This is a genomic window from Rhodococcus aetherivorans, assembly GCF_011058165.1.
In the GTDB taxonomy this organism is placed as follows: domain Bacteria; phylum Actinomycetota; class Actinomycetes; order Mycobacteriales; family Mycobacteriaceae; genus Rhodococcus; species Rhodococcus aetherivorans.
Genome location: NZ_JAALEG010000007.1, coordinates 117,088 through 131,665, shown reverse-complemented (window position 1 = coordinate 131,665; position 14,578 = coordinate 117,088). Strand labels below are relative to the sequence as shown.

Annotated in this window: 15 protein-coding genes; 7 read left to right on the top strand and 8 right to left on the bottom strand. The window is 69.8% G+C overall.

Annotation, left to right across the window (positions count from 1 at the left end):
* The 4 genes from G6039_RS05145 to G6039_RS05130 all read right to left on the bottom strand — a co-directional run.
* Nucleotides 1-456, bottom strand: a 456-nt coding sequence (locus tag G6039_RS05145; protein WP_164528061.1) for an SRPBCC family protein, incomplete at its 3' end; no start/stop codon positions are given.
* 20 nt (nucleotides 457-476) lie between these two features.
* On the bottom strand, nucleotides 477-1,334 hold the full coding sequence (locus G6039_RS05140) for an FAD binding domain-containing protein (protein WP_043796811.1): 858 nt from the start codon (nucleotides 1,332-1,334) through the stop codon (nucleotides 477-479).
* The gene (locus G6039_RS05135; RefSeq protein ID WP_043796808.1) at nucleotides 1,331-3,718 is read right to left on the bottom strand and encodes a xanthine dehydrogenase family protein molybdopterin-binding subunit; all 2,388 of its coding nucleotides are present in this window, start codon (nucleotides 3,716-3,718) and stop codon (nucleotides 1,331-1,333) included. Before G6039_RS05135 ends, G6039_RS05140 begins: the two co-directional genes overlap by 4 nt.
* The gene (locus tag G6039_RS05130) at nucleotides 3,715-4,221 is read right to left on the bottom strand and encodes a (2Fe-2S)-binding protein (protein WP_006944121.1); all 507 of its coding nucleotides are present in this window, start codon (nucleotides 4,219-4,221) and stop codon (nucleotides 3,715-3,717) included. Before G6039_RS05130 ends, G6039_RS05135 begins: the two co-directional genes overlap by 4 nt.
* Before the next feature lie 216 nt (nucleotides 4,222-4,437).
* Between G6039_RS05130 and G6039_RS05125 the strand changes: the two genes are divergently transcribed.
* Complete coding sequence (locus G6039_RS05125; protein WP_006944120.1) at nucleotides 4,438-5,904, top strand: aminotransferase class I/II-fold pyridoxal phosphate-dependent enzyme; 1,467 nt, start codon at nucleotides 4,438-4,440, stop codon at nucleotides 5,902-5,904.
* Nucleotides 5,905-5,926: 22 nt separating this feature from the next.
* On the opposite strand, the gene G6039_RS05120 is transcribed toward G6039_RS05125, so the two are convergent.
* The 4 genes from G6039_RS05120 to G6039_RS05105 all read right to left on the bottom strand — a co-directional run bounded on the left by G6039_RS05120 (nucleotide 5,927) and on the right by G6039_RS05105 (nucleotide 10,237).
* Nucleotides 5,927-7,066: an XdhC family protein gene (locus G6039_RS05120; RefSeq protein ID WP_006944119.1), complete on the bottom strand. Its 1,140-nt coding sequence runs from the start codon at nucleotides 7,064-7,066 to the stop codon at nucleotides 5,927-5,929.
* On the bottom strand, nucleotides 7,059-8,174 hold the full coding sequence (locus tag G6039_RS05115; protein WP_006944118.1) for a vWA domain-containing protein: 1,116 nt from the start codon (nucleotides 8,172-8,174) through the stop codon (nucleotides 7,059-7,061). The genes G6039_RS05120 and G6039_RS05115 overlap by 8 nt, the downstream gene beginning before the upstream one ends.
* An 8-nt stretch (nucleotides 8,175-8,182) precedes the next feature.
* A complete protein-coding gene (locus G6039_RS05110) occupies nucleotides 8,183-9,073 on the bottom strand; it encodes an AAA family ATPase (RefSeq protein ID WP_043796805.1) in 891 nt (296 codons plus the stop codon).
* A gap of 438 nt (nucleotides 9,074-9,511) precedes the next feature.
* The gene (locus G6039_RS05105) at nucleotides 9,512-10,237 is read right to left on the bottom strand and encodes a TetR/AcrR family transcriptional regulator C-terminal domain-containing protein (protein ID WP_043796804.1); all 726 of its coding nucleotides are present in this window, start codon (nucleotides 10,235-10,237) and stop codon (nucleotides 9,512-9,514) included.
* A gap of 133 nt (nucleotides 10,238-10,370) precedes the next feature.
* Here G6039_RS05105 and G6039_RS05100 point away from each other — a divergent pair, with 133 nt between their 5' ends.
* The 6 genes from G6039_RS05100 (at nucleotide 10,371) to G6039_RS05075 (ending at nucleotide 14,458) form a co-directional block, all read left to right on the top strand.
* Entirely contained in the window at nucleotides 10,371-10,835 is a 465-nt protein-coding gene (locus G6039_RS05100) for an APC family permease (protein ID WP_043796800.1), read from the top strand.
* A gap of 81 nt (nucleotides 10,836-10,916) precedes the next feature.
* Nucleotides 10,917-11,084, top strand: a complete 168-nt coding sequence (locus G6039_RS05095) for a CsbD family protein (RefSeq protein WP_170914042.1) — start codon at nucleotides 10,917-10,919, stop codon at nucleotides 11,082-11,084.
* A gap of 90 nt (nucleotides 11,085-11,174) precedes the next feature.
* Nucleotides 11,175-11,330: a DUF6131 family protein gene (locus G6039_RS05090; RefSeq protein WP_164528060.1), complete on the top strand. Its 156-nt coding sequence runs from the start codon at nucleotides 11,175-11,177 to the stop codon at nucleotides 11,328-11,330.
* Between the two features lie 77 nt (nucleotides 11,331-11,407).
* Nucleotides 11,408-12,664 (top strand): fatty acid desaturase family protein, encoded by a 1,257-nt coding sequence (locus G6039_RS05085; protein ID WP_043796798.1) that lies wholly within the window; start codon nucleotides 11,408-11,410, stop codon nucleotides 12,662-12,664.
* Nucleotides 12,657-13,520: a DUF1206 domain-containing protein gene (locus G6039_RS05080; RefSeq protein ID WP_043796796.1), complete on the top strand. Its 864-nt coding sequence runs from the start codon at nucleotides 12,657-12,659 to the stop codon at nucleotides 13,518-13,520. The genes G6039_RS05085 and G6039_RS05080 overlap by 8 nt, the downstream gene beginning before the upstream one ends.
* Before the next feature lie 120 nt (nucleotides 13,521-13,640).
* A protein-coding gene (locus G6039_RS05075; protein ID WP_206530751.1) for an IS5 family transposase occupies nucleotides 13,641-14,458 on the top strand; the annotation gives its coding sequence in 2 pieces (ribosomal slippage) (nucleotides 13,641-13,997 and nucleotides 14,000-14,458; 816 coding nt in all).
* Nucleotides 14,459-14,578: the final 120 nt, after the last annotated feature.

Sequence of the window (14,578 nt, the reverse complement as noted above, 5' to 3'; positions counted from 1 at the left end):
GCCTAGTTCGGGCGGGCCACCGAGCTTGTCCGCCAGGCACGCCGTGAACTGCTCGATGATCTTGCCGCCGACGTCGGAGATCATGCCCCGCCCGAACTGGGCGGGCTTGCCGGTGATGGACAGGTCGGTCACGACGGTGCCCTCGGTGCGGTCGCCGTCGCCGACGAGGGTGATCGTGAACGTCGCGTTCACGGTGCCGTTGCCGCGCGAGTCCTTCGCGGCGGCCTCCATGACCGCGCGGCGGGCCTGCTCGTCGGTCTCGACGAACTCCCCGGTGCCCTTGTACAGCAGCTGTACCGGTCCCATCTTGATCTTCACCGTGCCGGTGAAGGTGTTGCCGTCGACGCCGGTGAGGGTGGCGCCGGGCATGCAGGGTGCCACCTTCTCGGGGTCGAGCAGTGCCGTCCACACCTCGTCGATGGGTGCCGGCACGGACATGTGGTGTTCGAGTTGCATGGTTCGTCTCCAGTGTGTGCTCAGGCGACGTCCGCTGCCGTTGCCACGGCACGGCGCGTGAGCACCCGCGCGAGCTGGCGGCGGTAGTCGGCGTCGGCGTTGCCGTCGCTCATGGGTGAGGTGCCCTCGGTGGCCTGCTCGGCGGCGGCACGGACGGTGTCCGCCGTCGCGGGCTGCCCGACGAGGGCCTGCTCGACGGCGTGCGCCCGCACGGGCACGGCCGCCATGTTCGTCAGCGCCACCCGGGCCTGACGGATCGTGCCGCCGTCCGTCTGCACGGTGGCGGCGACCGCGACGATCGACCAGGCGTGGGCCACCCGGTTGAACTTCTCGTACCGCGCCGCCCATCCCGTGAGCTTGGGGATCCGCACCTCGACGAGGATCTCCTCGGGCTGCAGGGTGGTGGTGAAGTAGTCGTCGAAGAACTCCGCGACGGGGATGCTGCGCCGCCCCGACGGTCCGGCCGCGACGAGGGTGGCCTCGAGGGCGAGCACCGGCGCGCCGAGATCCCCGGCCGGATCGGCGTGGGCCAGGGCCCCACCGAGGGTGCCGCGGTGCCGGATCTGCGGGTCGGCCACCGTGCTCGTGGCTTCGGCGAGCAGCCGCGCGTGTTCACGCACGAGCGGATCGTGGATCACGTCGTGGTGGGTGGTCATCGCGCCGATCACGAGGTCGCCGCCGTCCTCGCGCACCCCCCGCAGGTCGGGGACGCGCCCGAGGTCGACGAGCGTGGTGGGGGCGGCCAACCGCAGCCGCAGCACCGGCATCAGGCTCTGCCCGCCGGCGATGATCTTGGCGTCCTCCCCGGCCGCGGCCAGCGCGGCGACGGCCTCGTCGATGGTGGTGGGCGCGACGTAGTCGAACGTCGACGGAATCATCGGGCGCCTCCCTGAGCCGATTGCCGAGCTGATTCGACGGCGTGCCACACCCGCATCGGGGTGCACGGCATCTCGATGTCCCGCACGCCGAGGTGGCGCACGGCGTCGAGGACGGCGTTGACCACCGCCGGCGTGGAGGCGATCGTGCCGGACTCGCCGACCCCCTTGACGCCCAGCGGGTTTCCGGTGGCGGGGGTCTCGGTGCGGTCGGTGGTGAACGTCGGCAGGTCCGCGGCCGACGGCAGCAGGTACTCGGCGAACGAACCGCTGAGCAGGGTGCCGGACTCGTCGTGGACGGCCTCCTCGTACAGGGCCTGCGCGATGCCCTGGGCGAGGCCGCCGTGCACCTGCCCCTCCACGATGAGCGGGTTCACGACGTGCCCGACGTCGTCGACGCACACGTACGAGCGGATGCGCACCTGCCCGGTCTCGGTGTCCACCTCGGCGGCGCACAGGTGCGTGCCGTGCGGGAACGAAAAGTTGTCCGGGTCGTAGGTGGCCTCGGAATCCAGGTTCGGCTCGATGCCTTCGGGCAGGTCGGCCGCGGTGAACACCGCGAGCGCGATGTCGCTCATGCCCACGGCCTTCTCGGTACCCCGGACCCGGAACCGGCCCTCGGCGAACTCGAGGTCGTCCTCCGAGCACTCCATCATGTGCGCCGCGATCGGGCGGGCCTTCGCGATCACCTTCTCCGCGGCCTTGACCACGGCCATACCGCCGACGGCGAGGGACCGGGATCCATAGGTGTCCAACCCCTTCGGCGAGGTCTGCGTGTCGCCGTGCAGCACCTCGATGTCCTCGAACGGCACTCCGAGCCGGTCGGCGACGATCTGGCTCCACGCCGTCTCGTGGCCCTGCCCGTGCGACGACGAACCGGTGACCACCTCCACCCGGCCGGTGGGCAGCATGCGGATCGCGGCGTGCTCCCAGCCGCCCGCCCCGTAGTTGAGCGAGCCGAGTACCCGCGACGGCGCCAGGCCGCACATCTCGGTGAAGGTCGACACCCCGATGCCGAGCTGGACCGGGTCCTGCCGGCGGCGGCGTTCCTCCTGCTCGCGGCGCAACTCGTCGTACCGGAACAGATCGCGGGCCTTCGCGGTGGCCGCCTCGTAGTTGCCCGAGTCGTACGTCAGGCCCGCGACGGTGTCGAACGGGAACTCCTCGTGCCGGATCCAGTTCTTGGCGCGCAGCTCGAGCGGATCCATCGACAGCTCGGCGGCGAGCTCGTCCATGATCCGTTCGATCCCGAACGTCGCCTCCGGCCGGCCCGCCCCGCGGTAGGCGTCGGTGGGCACCTTGTTGGTGAACACGTTGGTGCACGAGAAGTGGTAGGCGTCGAACTTGTAGATGCCGTTGAACATGAACGCGCCCAGGATCGGTACGCCCGGGGTGACGAGCCTCAGGTAGGCGCCCATGTCGGCGAGCAGCTCGACCTTCAGGCCGACGACGGTGCCGTCGCGGCGCGCGGCGAGGGTGAGCTTCTGGATCTGGTCGCGGCCGTGATGCGCCGCGACCATCGACTCGCTGCGGGTCTCGGTGTACTTGACCGGTTTCCCGAGCCGGCGCGCGACGAGCAGTGCGAGCAGTTCCTCCGGGGTCACCTGCAGCTTGCCGCCGAAACCACCGCCGACGTCCGGTGCGATCACCCGCAGCTTGTGCTCGGGGATGCCCAGCGTCATCGCCAGCATGATCTTGAGGATGTGCGGGATCTGCGTGGCCGACCACACGGTGATCTGCGGCCCGGTCGGGTCGACGACGACGGAGCGCGGTTCCATGAACGCCGGGATGAGCCGCTGCTGCCGGAACGTGCGCTCGACGACGACCTCGGCGTCGCGGATGGCCTGCTCGACGTCGCCGCCGGTGCCGGCCTCGGCGGAGTCGAACGTCCAGGTGGCGCTGACGTTGGTGCCGAGGTCCGGGTGCACGAGGTCGGCGCCGTCGCGGGCGGCGGTCGCCAGGTCGAGGACCACGGGCAGCTCGTCGTAGTCCACGTCGATCGCCTCGAGGGCGTCGTGGGCCTCGTAGGCGCTGCGCGCGACGACGAGGGCGACGGCCTCCCCGGCGAAGTTGACCGTGTCGACGGCCAGGGACGGCGCGGGCGGGATCTTCATATCGGGGGTGATCACCCACGCGCACGGCAGGCTGCCCTGCTCCGGCGAGGCGTCCGCGCCGGTGAGCACCGCCACCACGCCGGGTCTCTGCCGTGCTTCCGACGTGTCGATCGAGGTGATGCGGGCGTGGGCGAACGGGCTGCGCAGGATCGCCATGTGCAGCATCCCGGGGAGGACGAGGTTGTCGGTCCAGCGGGTGCGCCCGGTGACGAGGTGCTCGTCCTCCTTGCGCCGCCGCGACTGGCCGATCTCGGGTTCGACGGTGCTGGTCATCGCCCGCCTCCTGCCGTCGTGTTGTCCGTCTGCAGTTCGGCGGCCCGGGCCTTCTGCGCCGCGTCCAGCGCCGCCCGCACGATGTTCTGGTAGCCGGTGCAGCGGCACAGGTTGCCCTCGAGACCCAGCCGCACCTCGTGCTCGTCGGGATCGGGGTTCTCCTCGAGCAGGTCGATCGTCGACATGATCATGCCGGGCGTGCAGTAGCCGCACTGCAGTGCGTGGTTGTCGTGGAATGCCTGCTGGACGGGGTGCAGCACGCCGTCGCGGGACAGGCCTTCGACGGTCGTGACCTCCGCACCGTCGGCCTGCACGGCGAGCACCGAGCAGGATTTGACGCTGCGGCCGTCGAGGTGCACGGTGCAGGCACCGCAGTTGCTGGTGTCGCAGCCCACCACGGTGCCGACCTTGCCGAGCCGGTCGCGCAGGTAGTGCACGAGCAGCAGCCTCGGTTCCACCTCGTCCGTGTAGGTCGTCCCGTCGACGGTGACAGTGATGCGCATCGGGCCTCCAATGCCGGGAACATCCGGGATCCAAGATCGTCGAGAAGTGTTCACTGACACTGTGCTCCAACGATGACCACCGAATACGCCGATTCGCCGAATCGGTGGCGGAACAACCTCGTTCCCGCGCGGGTGGCGGCGGGACGGGGGAATCCGACTCGCGAAGCCGACCCGCGGCAGGGCATTTTCGGTCCGCGTGCGGGGTACCCCCCGGGCATGGATCAGTCCGAAACTCCCCTGCTGGATGCACTGGATCAGTACCACCGGCTCGACCGTTACGGCTTCTCTCCGCCCGGCCACCGCCAAGGCCGCGGTGCCGACCCGCGGGTGAAGAAGGTCCTCGGGCTCGACACGTTCCGCTCGGACGTGCTCGCCTCGGGCGGCCTCGACGACCGGAAGTCGGGCAACGGCTACCTGTCGCGGGCCGAGCAGCTCATGGCCGAGGCGGTCGGAGCGGAGCAGGCGTTCTTCTCCACCTGCGGCAGCTCCCTGTCGGTGAAGGCCGCGATGATGGCGGTGGCGGGCAACGATCCGGGGGGACTGCTCGTCGGCCGGGACTCGCACAAGTCGATCGTCGCCGGGCTGATCTTCAGCGGCGTCACGCCCCGCTGGATCACACCCCGGTGGGACGAGGAGATGCACTTCTCCCATCCGCCGTCGCCGGACCAGGTGCGCGCGACGTGGGAGAAGTACCCGGATGCGGCCGGCGCGCTGATCGTCAGCCCGAGCCCCTACGGCACGTGCGCGGACCTCGAGGGCATCGCGAAGGTCTGCCACGAGCGGGGCAAGCCCCTCATCGTCGACGAGGCGTGGGGCGCGCACCTGCCGTTCCACGACGACCTGCCCACCTGGGCCATGGACGCCGGCGCCGACATCTGCGTGGTCAGCGTCCACAAGATGGGTGCCGGATTCGAGCAAGGATCGGTGTACCACCTACAAGGCGACCTGGTGGACGGGGCGCACCTGTCGGCCTGTGCCGACCTGCTGATGACCACGAGCCCGAACGTGATGATCTACTCGGCCATCGACGGGTGGCGCCGGCAGATGGTCGAGCACGGCGCCGAGTTGCTCGGTGACGCACTGCAGCTGGCTCGGCGTACCCGCGACCGGATCGCCGCGATCGACGGGCCGACCGTCCTCGAGGACCGGTTGCTCGGCGAGGAGGCCTCGCACGATCTCGATCGGCTGCAGATCCTCCTGGACGTGAGCGAACTCGGCGTCTCCGGCTATCAGTGCAGCGACTGGCTGCGCGAGCACTGCCGGCTCGACCTCGGCATGACCGATCACCGGCGCATCCTGGCCACCCTCTCCATGGCGGACGACGAGGGCACCACGGACCGGCTCGTCGCGGCGCTCGAGTCGCTGTCGCAGGCCGCGGAGTCGTTCGATCCGCCGCCGAAGATGTATCTGCCGAGCCCCGGCGAGCTGCAGCTCGACTCGGTGATGTCGCCGCGCGACGCGTTCTTCGGCAGGGCGGAGATGGTCGACGCGGGCCGGGCCGCCGGGCGCATCGCGGCCGAGCAGATCACCCCCTATCCGCCGGGCATTCCCGCCGTCGTGCCGGGTGAGCGGCTCGACGACGCCGTCGTCGACTACCTGCGCAGCGGCGTGAACGCCGGGATGGTGATTCCCGACGCGACCGACACCTCGCTCGAGAAGTTCCGGGTCGTCGCCGAGGGCTGAGCGCGGCCGCCCCGGGCAGCTCCTACTGCCCGGGAACCGCGCTGTCCTCGTGGGCGTGGATCGGGCCCTCGGTGCGGGCGAGGTGCTCACCCCGGCCACCCCATTTCAGCGCGATGATCTCCGCCGCGATCGACACCGCGGTCTCCTCCGGAGTGCGCGCCCCCAGATCCAGGCCGATCGGGGAGCACAGCCGCGCCAGCTCGTCCTCCGTCATCCCCGCTTCGCGCAGGCGCGCCAACCGGTCCTCGTGCGTCCGCCGCGACCCCATGGCACCGACGTACGCCAGGTCGAGCCGCAATGCCACCTCGAGCAGCGGCACGTCGAACTTCGGGTCGTGGGTGAGCACCGTGACGACCGTGCGCGAGTCGACGCGCCCCGCGGCCGCCTCGGCGGCGAGGTAGCGGTGCGGCCAGTCCACGACCACCTCGTCGGCGGCCGGGAACCGGGCGGCGGTGGTGAACACGCCCCGCGCGTCGCACACCGTCACGCGGTAGCCGAGGAACGAGCCGAGCTGTGCCATGGCGGCCGCGAAGTCGATGGCGCCGAACACCAGCAACCGCGGCGGCGGCTGGAACGAGTGGACGAACACCGACATGCCCTCGCCGCGGCGCTGCCCGTCCGGCCCGTAGTGCAGCGTCGCGGTCCGGCCCGCGGCGAGCAGACCCCGCGTGTCGTCGGCGACGGCGTCGTCCGCCCGCGCCGACCCCAGCGCCCCGTGCGCGCGATCCGGCCACACCGCCATGCGCCGACCAACCCACGCCGGATCGGGATGCTCGGTGACGGTGGCGACCGCGACGGGTTCCCCGGCCCGCACCGACGCGACGACCTCGCCCAGCTCGGGGAATCCGGCGACGTCCACCCGTTCGACGAACACGTCGATGATGCCGCCGCAGGTGAGCCCGACGGCGAAGGCGTCGTCGTCGGACACGCCGTACCGCTGCAACACGGGCACACCGTCCTCGATCACCTGCTGGGCGAGCTCGTACACGGCGCCCTCCACGCAACCGCCGGAGACGCTGCCGGTCACGGTGCCGTCGCCGGCGACGAGCATCGCCGCGCCCGGTGCGCGCGGCGCGGAACGGAACGTCGAGACCACGGTTCCCAAGGCGACGGTGTCGCCGGCCCGGTAGCGACGGTCGAGTTCGTCGAGAACCTCACGCACGGTGGACCTCCTCCAGCAGTTCCTGCAGCGTCGCGAGGCTGTGCCCGGCGAGCAGACGGTCGAGATGCGGCAGGGCGGCCGCGATGCCGGACTGCACCGGCTCGTACCCGGCCGCCCCGGCGTGCGGGTTGACCCACAGCACGGCGCGGGCGAGGCGGCGCAGCTGGGCGAGCTGCTCGGCGAGCAGGCCGGGATCGCCGCGTTCCCAGCCGTCCGAGAAGATCACCACGACGGCACCGCGCGCGAGCCCACGACGGCCCCACCGGTCCAGGAACGCCCGCAGGGTCTCGCCGAGCCGGGTGCCGCCCGCCCAGTCGGGGACCGCCCGGCCCGCCGCGGCGAGGGCGAGTTCCGGGTCGCGGGCCCGCAGCGCGCGCGACAGCCGCGTCAGGCGTGTGCCGAGGGAGAACACCTCGGTGTGGGCGGGATCGGCGCGGGTCACCACGTGCGCGAACCGCAGCAGCGCGTCCGCGTAGGGGCTCATCGATCCGGAGACGTCGAGCAGCAGCACCACCCGGCGCGCACGGGTCGCCTTGCCGTGCCGGCTCGGCCGGACGGGCTCGCCCCCGGCCGCGAGCATCCGGCGCACCGTGCGGCGCGGGTCGATGCGGCCCCGGCGCGACGGGCGCAGCCGCATCGCCGGGCGGGTGGGCGGTCGCGGATGCAGCGTGGCGATCAGCTCGGCGAGGTGCGCCCGCTCGGCGTCGGACAGTTCCGCGATGTCGCGACGGCGGAGCACGTCGGCGTCGTCCGCGGCGACCCGCAGTTCCGGACCCTCCCCGGCGGTCTCGTCACCCCCCGTGGATGTGAGTCCGGCGATGCGGGCCCGACGCGGGGTGCGGGTCTGCGGCGACGTCACGCCGGGTGCCGTTCCCCCGAACCAGCTTTCGAACGCGAGGTCGTAGCGGGGGATGTCGTCGGGGTCGTGGCACAGGGTGGCACGTCCGGTCCAGTACACCTGCCGGCGGTCGCCGAGGTCGATCTCGCGCAGGGCGCGCACGTAGGCCTCGGCGGCGTCCGAGGCGACGGGCAGGCCGGCCGCGGCGAGGGCGCGGGTGAACCCGGCGATCCCGACGAGGGGACCTCCGACGTCCGCGGCCGTCGTCATCGCGGGCCTCACCCCGTCAGGAGCCGGTCGAGCCCGGTGCGGACCACCCGGTCGAGGTCCTCCCGGTACTTGAGGACGGCGCCCAGCGTCGCGGCCGCGGTCGTCGCGTCGAGCACGTCGCGGTCGAGTTCGCGCAGCGCTCGGGCCCAGTCCAGCGACTCGGCGACGCCGGGCGGCTTGAGCAGATCCATCCCGCGCATGGTCTGCACCGCGTGGGCGACCTGCTCCGCGAGGTGTTCGGCGATGCCCGGGATGCGGCGGCGCAGGATCTCCACCTCCCGCGCGAGGTCGGGATGTTCGAGCCAGTGGTACAGGCAGCGGCGTTTGAGGGCGTCGTGCACCTCGCGGGTGCGGTTGGAGGTGAGCACCACCAGCGGCGGCGTCCGCGCCCGCACCTGCCCGAGCTCGGGAATGGTGACGGCGTTCTCGTCCAGCACCTGCAGCAGGAACGCCTCGAACTCGTCGTCGGCCCGGTCGATCTCGTCGACGAGCAGCACGCACGGCGCGTCGGTGAGCGCCTGCAGCAGGGGCCGCGCCAGCAGGAACCGCTCGGTGTACAGCGAGCGTTCCGCCTCCTCGGCCTCCAGGTGGCCGCCGCTCGCGGCCTCGAGGGTGCGCAGGTGCAGCAACTGCCGGGGGAAGTCCCAGTCGTAGAGGGCCTGGGACGCATCGATGCCCTCGTGGCACTGCAACCGGATCAGCGGCAGGGCCAGCGCGTCGGCGAGGGCAATGGCCAGCGATGTCTTGCCGGTGCCGGGTTCCCCCTCGCAGAACAGCGGGCGGCCCATGCGCAGCGCCAGGAAGGCGACCGTTGCGAGGCCGTCGTCGGCGAGATAGCCCGTCGTGTCCAGCGCCCGCGCCAGCTCCTCCGGTGAGCCGATCGCCGCCGATGCCGTCATGCTGCGAGCCTATGGCAGCGCCGCTGCCGTGGCGTCCTTTCGGAGCTCCGGAAGTCCGGAAAGGCACCATTGCCTCGACGTGCAGCCGGGGCCCTGCCTCGACCCGGCCGGCTCGGGCCTGATGTGCTCCCTCGTCGAGTTGTGTGCCACGACCGGCCGGAATCGGGACCATGTCTGCAAGGCCTTGCGGTCGACACTGACACCGACGGTGGTGCGACCCCGTGCGTCGGCCGCCGAAATTCGGACCGAAGGTTGTGGCCGCGCTGGTGTTTGGTGGGCGGTGCTCGCGATGCCGTCAGGCAAGCGTCTGGCCCCGATCCTGAGCGATCTGGTGCCCGTGTTGCGGTCGTTCCCGGAACCGGACATCCGCGACGGGACCACCGTCCTGCTCAGGGGATGCCCGCGGCGACGATCGACCGACGACTCGCCGTCGTGGGATCACCGCGCGACTGGGCCGTCGAGGGAGGTCAGTGTCGCGGTGAGTCCGGTGAACAGGATGTCGAGGCCGCGTTCGAGTTCCGCGGCGCCGTCGTAGGACGCCAGTACCGGTGCGAGGCCGCGCAGGAGGGGGAAGTCGCCGATCGGTAGGCGGTGCAGTCCCAGGCGTAGCAGATCGTCGTGCTCGTCGGGTCGTTCGACGAGTTCCTGGAGCTCGCTGAGGACGTGACCGTGGAGGAATCCGAACAAAGCCCGGTAGACGTGCAGGGCATCAGTCGCGGTGAAGCCGGCCCGGGTGAGCAAGGTGAGGATGTCTTCCAGCGGGCGCAGTGTTCCCAGCGGCCGCAGTCCGAGGGGCGTCGCCAGGGGCCGGGTGACCAGGAGCGGGACAACGTGGGGATGGTCGAGCGCCAACCGGCGGAAGCCCCGGGCGACCTCCCGGAGTTGAGTTACCCAGTCGCCGTCGTCGGTGTCGACCTCGAGCTGTTCGAGGACGTTCTCGGCGACGGCGTCGAGGAGAGCGGCCTTGTTCGGGGCGTGACGGTAGAGGGTCATCGGGTCGCGGTCGAGGGCTTTGCCGAGGCGACGCATGGACAGTGCGTCGATTCCGTCGCGGTCGATGATCTCGAGTGCGGCCGTCAGGATTCGCTGTCGGGTGATCGGGCCGCCGTCCGGGACCCGACCCTTGCCGGAGCGGGGCGTGCGATCAGCGGGGGCCTTGGCCATCACAAACACTTCCTTCACTCATTGCCTCCCACCGTAGGCCTTTACCGTAGGTCTTGGCAGTAGACCTACAGTGTTGACATACGGTGGATTTCGGCGTTGACTGAGTCTCACGACGTAGGCCCGGGAGGCCGCCATGATCATCATCTTCGGACTCATCGTCCTTCTCGCCGCCGTGATTGTCGGACTCACCGGCGTGCTGAGCAACAGCGGTGACGGGCACGCCGTGACCGACGGGTTTGCCGTGTTCGGCTATCACGTCACCGGCTCCACCGGCACGCTGTTCCTCTACGGCATCGTCGTCGGCGCAGTAGGGCTCATCGGGCTCAGCATGCTCCTTGCCGGCGCCCGGCGCACCTCCCGGCGTGGCCGTGTCGCCCGCCACGACCTGACAGAATCCCGCCGCGAAACAGCGGATGCGTACCAGGATCGGGACCGCCTCGCCGAACAGCGCGAGATGGCCTCCGCGAACCCGGATACAGTCGACAGGACACCGCACGGGACGAACCACCGCGACCAGCACGACGGGCGACGTGACTGGCGACACCCGTTCGGTCACCGAACAGGTCAAGCCACCGTGCGCCACGGCGTCACACACTGACGGTCGGCCCGGTACCGATTCATCCACGACCGGCGCGTCCGCGCCGGCGAAACACCAGAGGAAGATGAACCCGTCATGAGTATGCGTACAAAGTTCGCGCATTCGGCCGAGGCCGCCAAGGGCTCGGTGAAGAAGGTGTTCGGCAGGGCCACCCGGAATCGCAGCCTCGAAGCCGAAGGACGGGCCGACCAGGTCAAGGGCAACCTCAAGCAGTCCGGCGCCAAGATCAAGGACGCCTTCAAACACTAGATTCCGCTTCTCGCGTCGGTGCGCCGTGTGCTGCCCGGCGCACCGGCTGCCGTCCGCACAAGCAAGACAACCCGAAATCAGTTGGTCCTCATGATCGTTCTCGGAATCATCCTCGCCATCGTCGGCGTGGTCATCAGCCTGCCCATCCTGTTGTATGTCGGGGTCGCGCTCATCCTCATCGGAGTGGTCCTGGCGATCATGGGGTCGATGGGCCACGCGGTGGCAGGCCGACGCCACTACTACTGACCCGGCCCTGAGGCCGCACCGGGCGCCGCCCCCACCCGGCGTTCCGGGTGGGGCTCGTCCGGAACCTGGAGCGCACCATGGCCATCTCCGATATCAAGGAATACGCACACCTCACCGACGAGGACGTCGAGGCACTCAGCGACGAGCTCACCAGCATTCGCCATGACGTCACCGAGTCGCTCGGTGAGGCCGATGCCGCCTACATCCGCCGCACCATCGGCCTCCAGCGGCTACTGGATACCGCTGCGCGGCTGGTGATCTACGGCACCAGGGGCCCGGTGGGCTGGGTCCTCGGAACGGCGGCGCTCGGCGTGGCCAAGAGTGTGGAGAACATGGAGATCGGCCACAACGTCTCCCACGGTCAATGGGACTGGATGAACGACCCGGAAATCCACTCCAGCAACTGGGAATGGGACATGGCCGGCCTCTCGTCGCAGTGGCGCTACTCCCACAACTACCGCCATCACATGTTCAGCAACATCGTCGGAATGGACGACGACCTCGGCTACGGTGTCCTCCGCATCACTCGTGACCAGCCCTGGAAGCCCGAACATCTGTTGCAACCGCTGCGGAATCTGTTGCTGGCAGCCACGTTCGAATGGGGCATCGCTCTGCACGACCTGTACTCCGAACAGGACCGCGTCGGCACCGCTGCCGAGAAATCCGCCCACTTCCGAGCGCTGATCGGGAAGATCGCCCGTCAGACGGGCAAGGACTACCTGCTCTTTCCCGCCCTCAGCGGACGCCGCTGGCGGCGAACGCTGACGGCGAACCTGACCGCGAATCTGGTGCGGAACGTGTGGGCGTACGTGGTGATCTTCTGCGGGCACTTCCCCGACGGCGCCGAGAAGTTCACCCTCGCCGAACTCGAGAACGAGACGAGGGCCGAATGGTACCTGCGGCAGATGCTCGGCGCGGCCAACTTCCGGGCCGGCCCGGTGATGGCGTTCCTGAGCGGCAACCTCTGCTACCAGATCGAGCATCACCTGTTTCCCGATCTCCCCAGCAACCGCTATGCGGAAATCTCCACCAGGGTGCAAGCGCTGTGCGAGAAGTACGACCTGCCCTACACCACCGGTCCCCTTGCACGGCAGTACCTGCTGACGCTGCGCACCATCCACAAACTCGCACTGCCCGACCGGTTCCTGCGAGCGACCGCCGACGATGCCCCCGAGACGGCCTCCGAACTGAAATTCCGTGCCTTGCGTGAGACGGGCGGAGGTGCTCCGGCTTCCCGCATCGGGCTACGGACAGCCCTACGCACCCTGCCCACGAACCGTCGCACCCGCCGACGGAGAATTCCACCACCAACATGGGACGATCGCCATGCCTGACACCACCCCTTCCTCGGCACCCGCCGCGAGCTCTTCGCCGCCGTCGTACGCCAACTCGTCCTCCACCGCGGGCCGTCTGGCCCAGAACAGCATCTTCGAACGATTCGCCCGCGCGGGGTTCGTCGTGAGCGGCATCGTGCACCTGATCATCGGCTACATCGCCATCCGGCTCGCGCTCGGCGGCGCAGCCGGCACCGCCGACCAATCCGGCGCCATGACGGAACTGGCCGCAAAGCCGGGCGGCATCGCAGCGCTGTGGGTGGGCGTCGTCGCGTTCGCAATCATGGGACTGTGGCGGCTCGCCGAAGCGGCGCTCGGCAGTTCGTCCCGACCGGACGCCGACAGCAAGAAATCGGAGGTGATCGATCGTCTCAAGGCCCTTTCCCTGGCGGTGGTCTACTTCGCTTTCGCATTTTCCGCGTTCGGTTTCGCCCGCGGCAGCGGCAAGTCCAGCAGCGGGCAGAGTGCGGGCATCACGGCCCGCCTGATGCAGACCACCGCCGGTACGATCGTCCTCCTCGCGGGGGCGCTGGTCATCATCGCGGTCGGCGGATACCACGTCTACAAGGGTGTCAGTCGCAGCTTCCTCGACGACCTCGAAGGAACCACCAGTCCTCTCGTGCGACGACTGGGCATGGTCGGGTACATCGCGAAAGGTCTGGCCATCGCCGCCATCGGGTTGCTGGTGATTCTCGCCGTCAGCCAATCCGAGCCCGGTAAGGCCACCGGACTCGACGGCGCCTTCAAAACCGTGGGGGCGCAACCCTATGGAGCTGCCCTCCTCATCGCGGCCGGCGTGGGCATCATCACCTACGGCCTCTACAGCTTCGCCATGGCCAGATACGCCAAGATGTAGCCGGGCGCAGCCCCGAGCCGCCGAACGGAGCACCCCCAGACTCTAGGCGTTTTTCATCAGTTGTCCGTCCGGAGCCACTAAGAGCGTGTCTTGTATGGGTCGGATCCTGTGTACGGCATGATGCATGGCGTGGTCGATGCGTTGTCTACTCGGTTGGTGCCGGATGCGTTGTGGGAGATCGTCGAACCGCTGCTGCCTCGGTTCTCGCCGAGGCCGCAGGGCGGCGGCCGGGCGGCGCTCGATGATCGGGCGGTGTTCACCGCCGTCGTCTACGTGCTCACCAGTGGCTGCGCCTGGCGGCACCTGCCACCGTCGTTCGGGGTCAGCGTCCCGACCGCGCACCGCCGCTTCGCGGCCTGGGCAAAGGCCGGGGTGTTCGACGAGCTGCACCGCCAAATCCTCGACCGACTCGGCGCCGGCGGGGACCTGGACTGGTCCGCGGCGATCCTGGACGCCGCGCACGTCCGGGCGAAAAGGGGGGCTCTCTGACCGGTCCCAGCCCGGTCGACCGGGGCAAGAACGGCTCGAAGATCCACATCCTCACCGACGCCGACGGGATCCCACTCGTCACCGCGGTGACCTCGGCGAACACCCACGACAGTGTCATGCTGCAGCCCATGGTGGCCGCGATCCCGGCGGTCCGGTCGCGTCGTGGTCCGCGGCGCCGGCGACCCGGCCGGTTGCGGGCGGACAAGGGCTACGACTACCCCGTGCACCGTCGGTGGCTGCGTCAGCGGGGCATCGTCCCGCGGATCGCTCGCCGTGGCGTCGACAGCAGCGAGCGTCTCGGGCGGTACCGGTGGAAGATCGAACGCACCCTGGCGTGGCTGAGCGGCTACCGCCGGCTGACGATGCGCTACGAACGTCACGGTGAGCACTTCGCTGCCTTTCTCCAACTCGCTGCTGCGCTGACCTGCTTCAAGAAACTGGCCAAATGAGACATACTCTAATTGGTCGCGGTGATGCGGACGGTAGACGCGTAGCGAACGGCGAGTTGTCGTATCGAGTTGCCACGGCCCGGTTCTGCTCGAGTTGGTTGATACCGCATTCGACGGCGT

Coding starts and splice junctions, on each gene's coding strand:
- G6039_RS05140 (WP_043796811.1), bottom strand. CDS start 1,334: ATGATTCCGTCGACGTTCGACTACGTCGCGCCCACCACCATCGACGAG.
- G6039_RS05135 (WP_043796808.1), bottom strand. CDS start 3,718: ATGACCAGCACCGTCGAACCCGAGATCGGCCAGTCGCGGCGGCGCAAG.
- G6039_RS05130 (WP_006944121.1), bottom strand. CDS start 4,221: ATGCGCATCACTGTCACCGTCGACGGGACGACCTACACGGACGAGGTG.
- G6039_RS05125 (WP_006944120.1), top strand. CDS start 4,438: ATGGATCAGTCCGAAACTCCCCTGCTGGATGCACTGGATCAGTACCAC.
- G6039_RS05115 (WP_006944118.1), bottom strand. CDS start 8,174: ATGACGACGGCCGCGGACGTCGGAGGTCCCCTCGTCGGGATCGCCGGG.
- G6039_RS05110 (WP_043796805.1), bottom strand. CDS start 9,073: ATGACGGCATCGGCGGCGATCGGCTCACCGGAGGAGCTGGCGCGGGCG.
- G6039_RS05105 (WP_043796804.1), bottom strand. CDS start 10,237: ATGGCCAAGGCCCCCGCTGATCGCACGCCCCGCTCCGGCAAGGGTCGG.
- G6039_RS05100 (WP_043796800.1), top strand. CDS start 10,371: ATGATCATCATCTTCGGACTCATCGTCCTTCTCGCCGCCGTGATTGTC.
- G6039_RS05095 (WP_170914042.1), top strand. CDS start 10,917: ATGCGTACAAAGTTCGCGCATTCGGCCGAGGCCGCCAAGGGCTCGGTG.
- G6039_RS05090 (WP_164528060.1), top strand. CDS start 11,175: ATGATCGTTCTCGGAATCATCCTCGCCATCGTCGGCGTGGTCATCAGC.
- G6039_RS05085 (WP_043796798.1), top strand. CDS start 11,408: ATGGCCATCTCCGATATCAAGGAATACGCACACCTCACCGACGAGGAC.
- G6039_RS05080 (WP_043796796.1), top strand. CDS start 12,657: ATGCCTGACACCACCCCTTCCTCGGCACCCGCCGCGAGCTCTTCGCCG.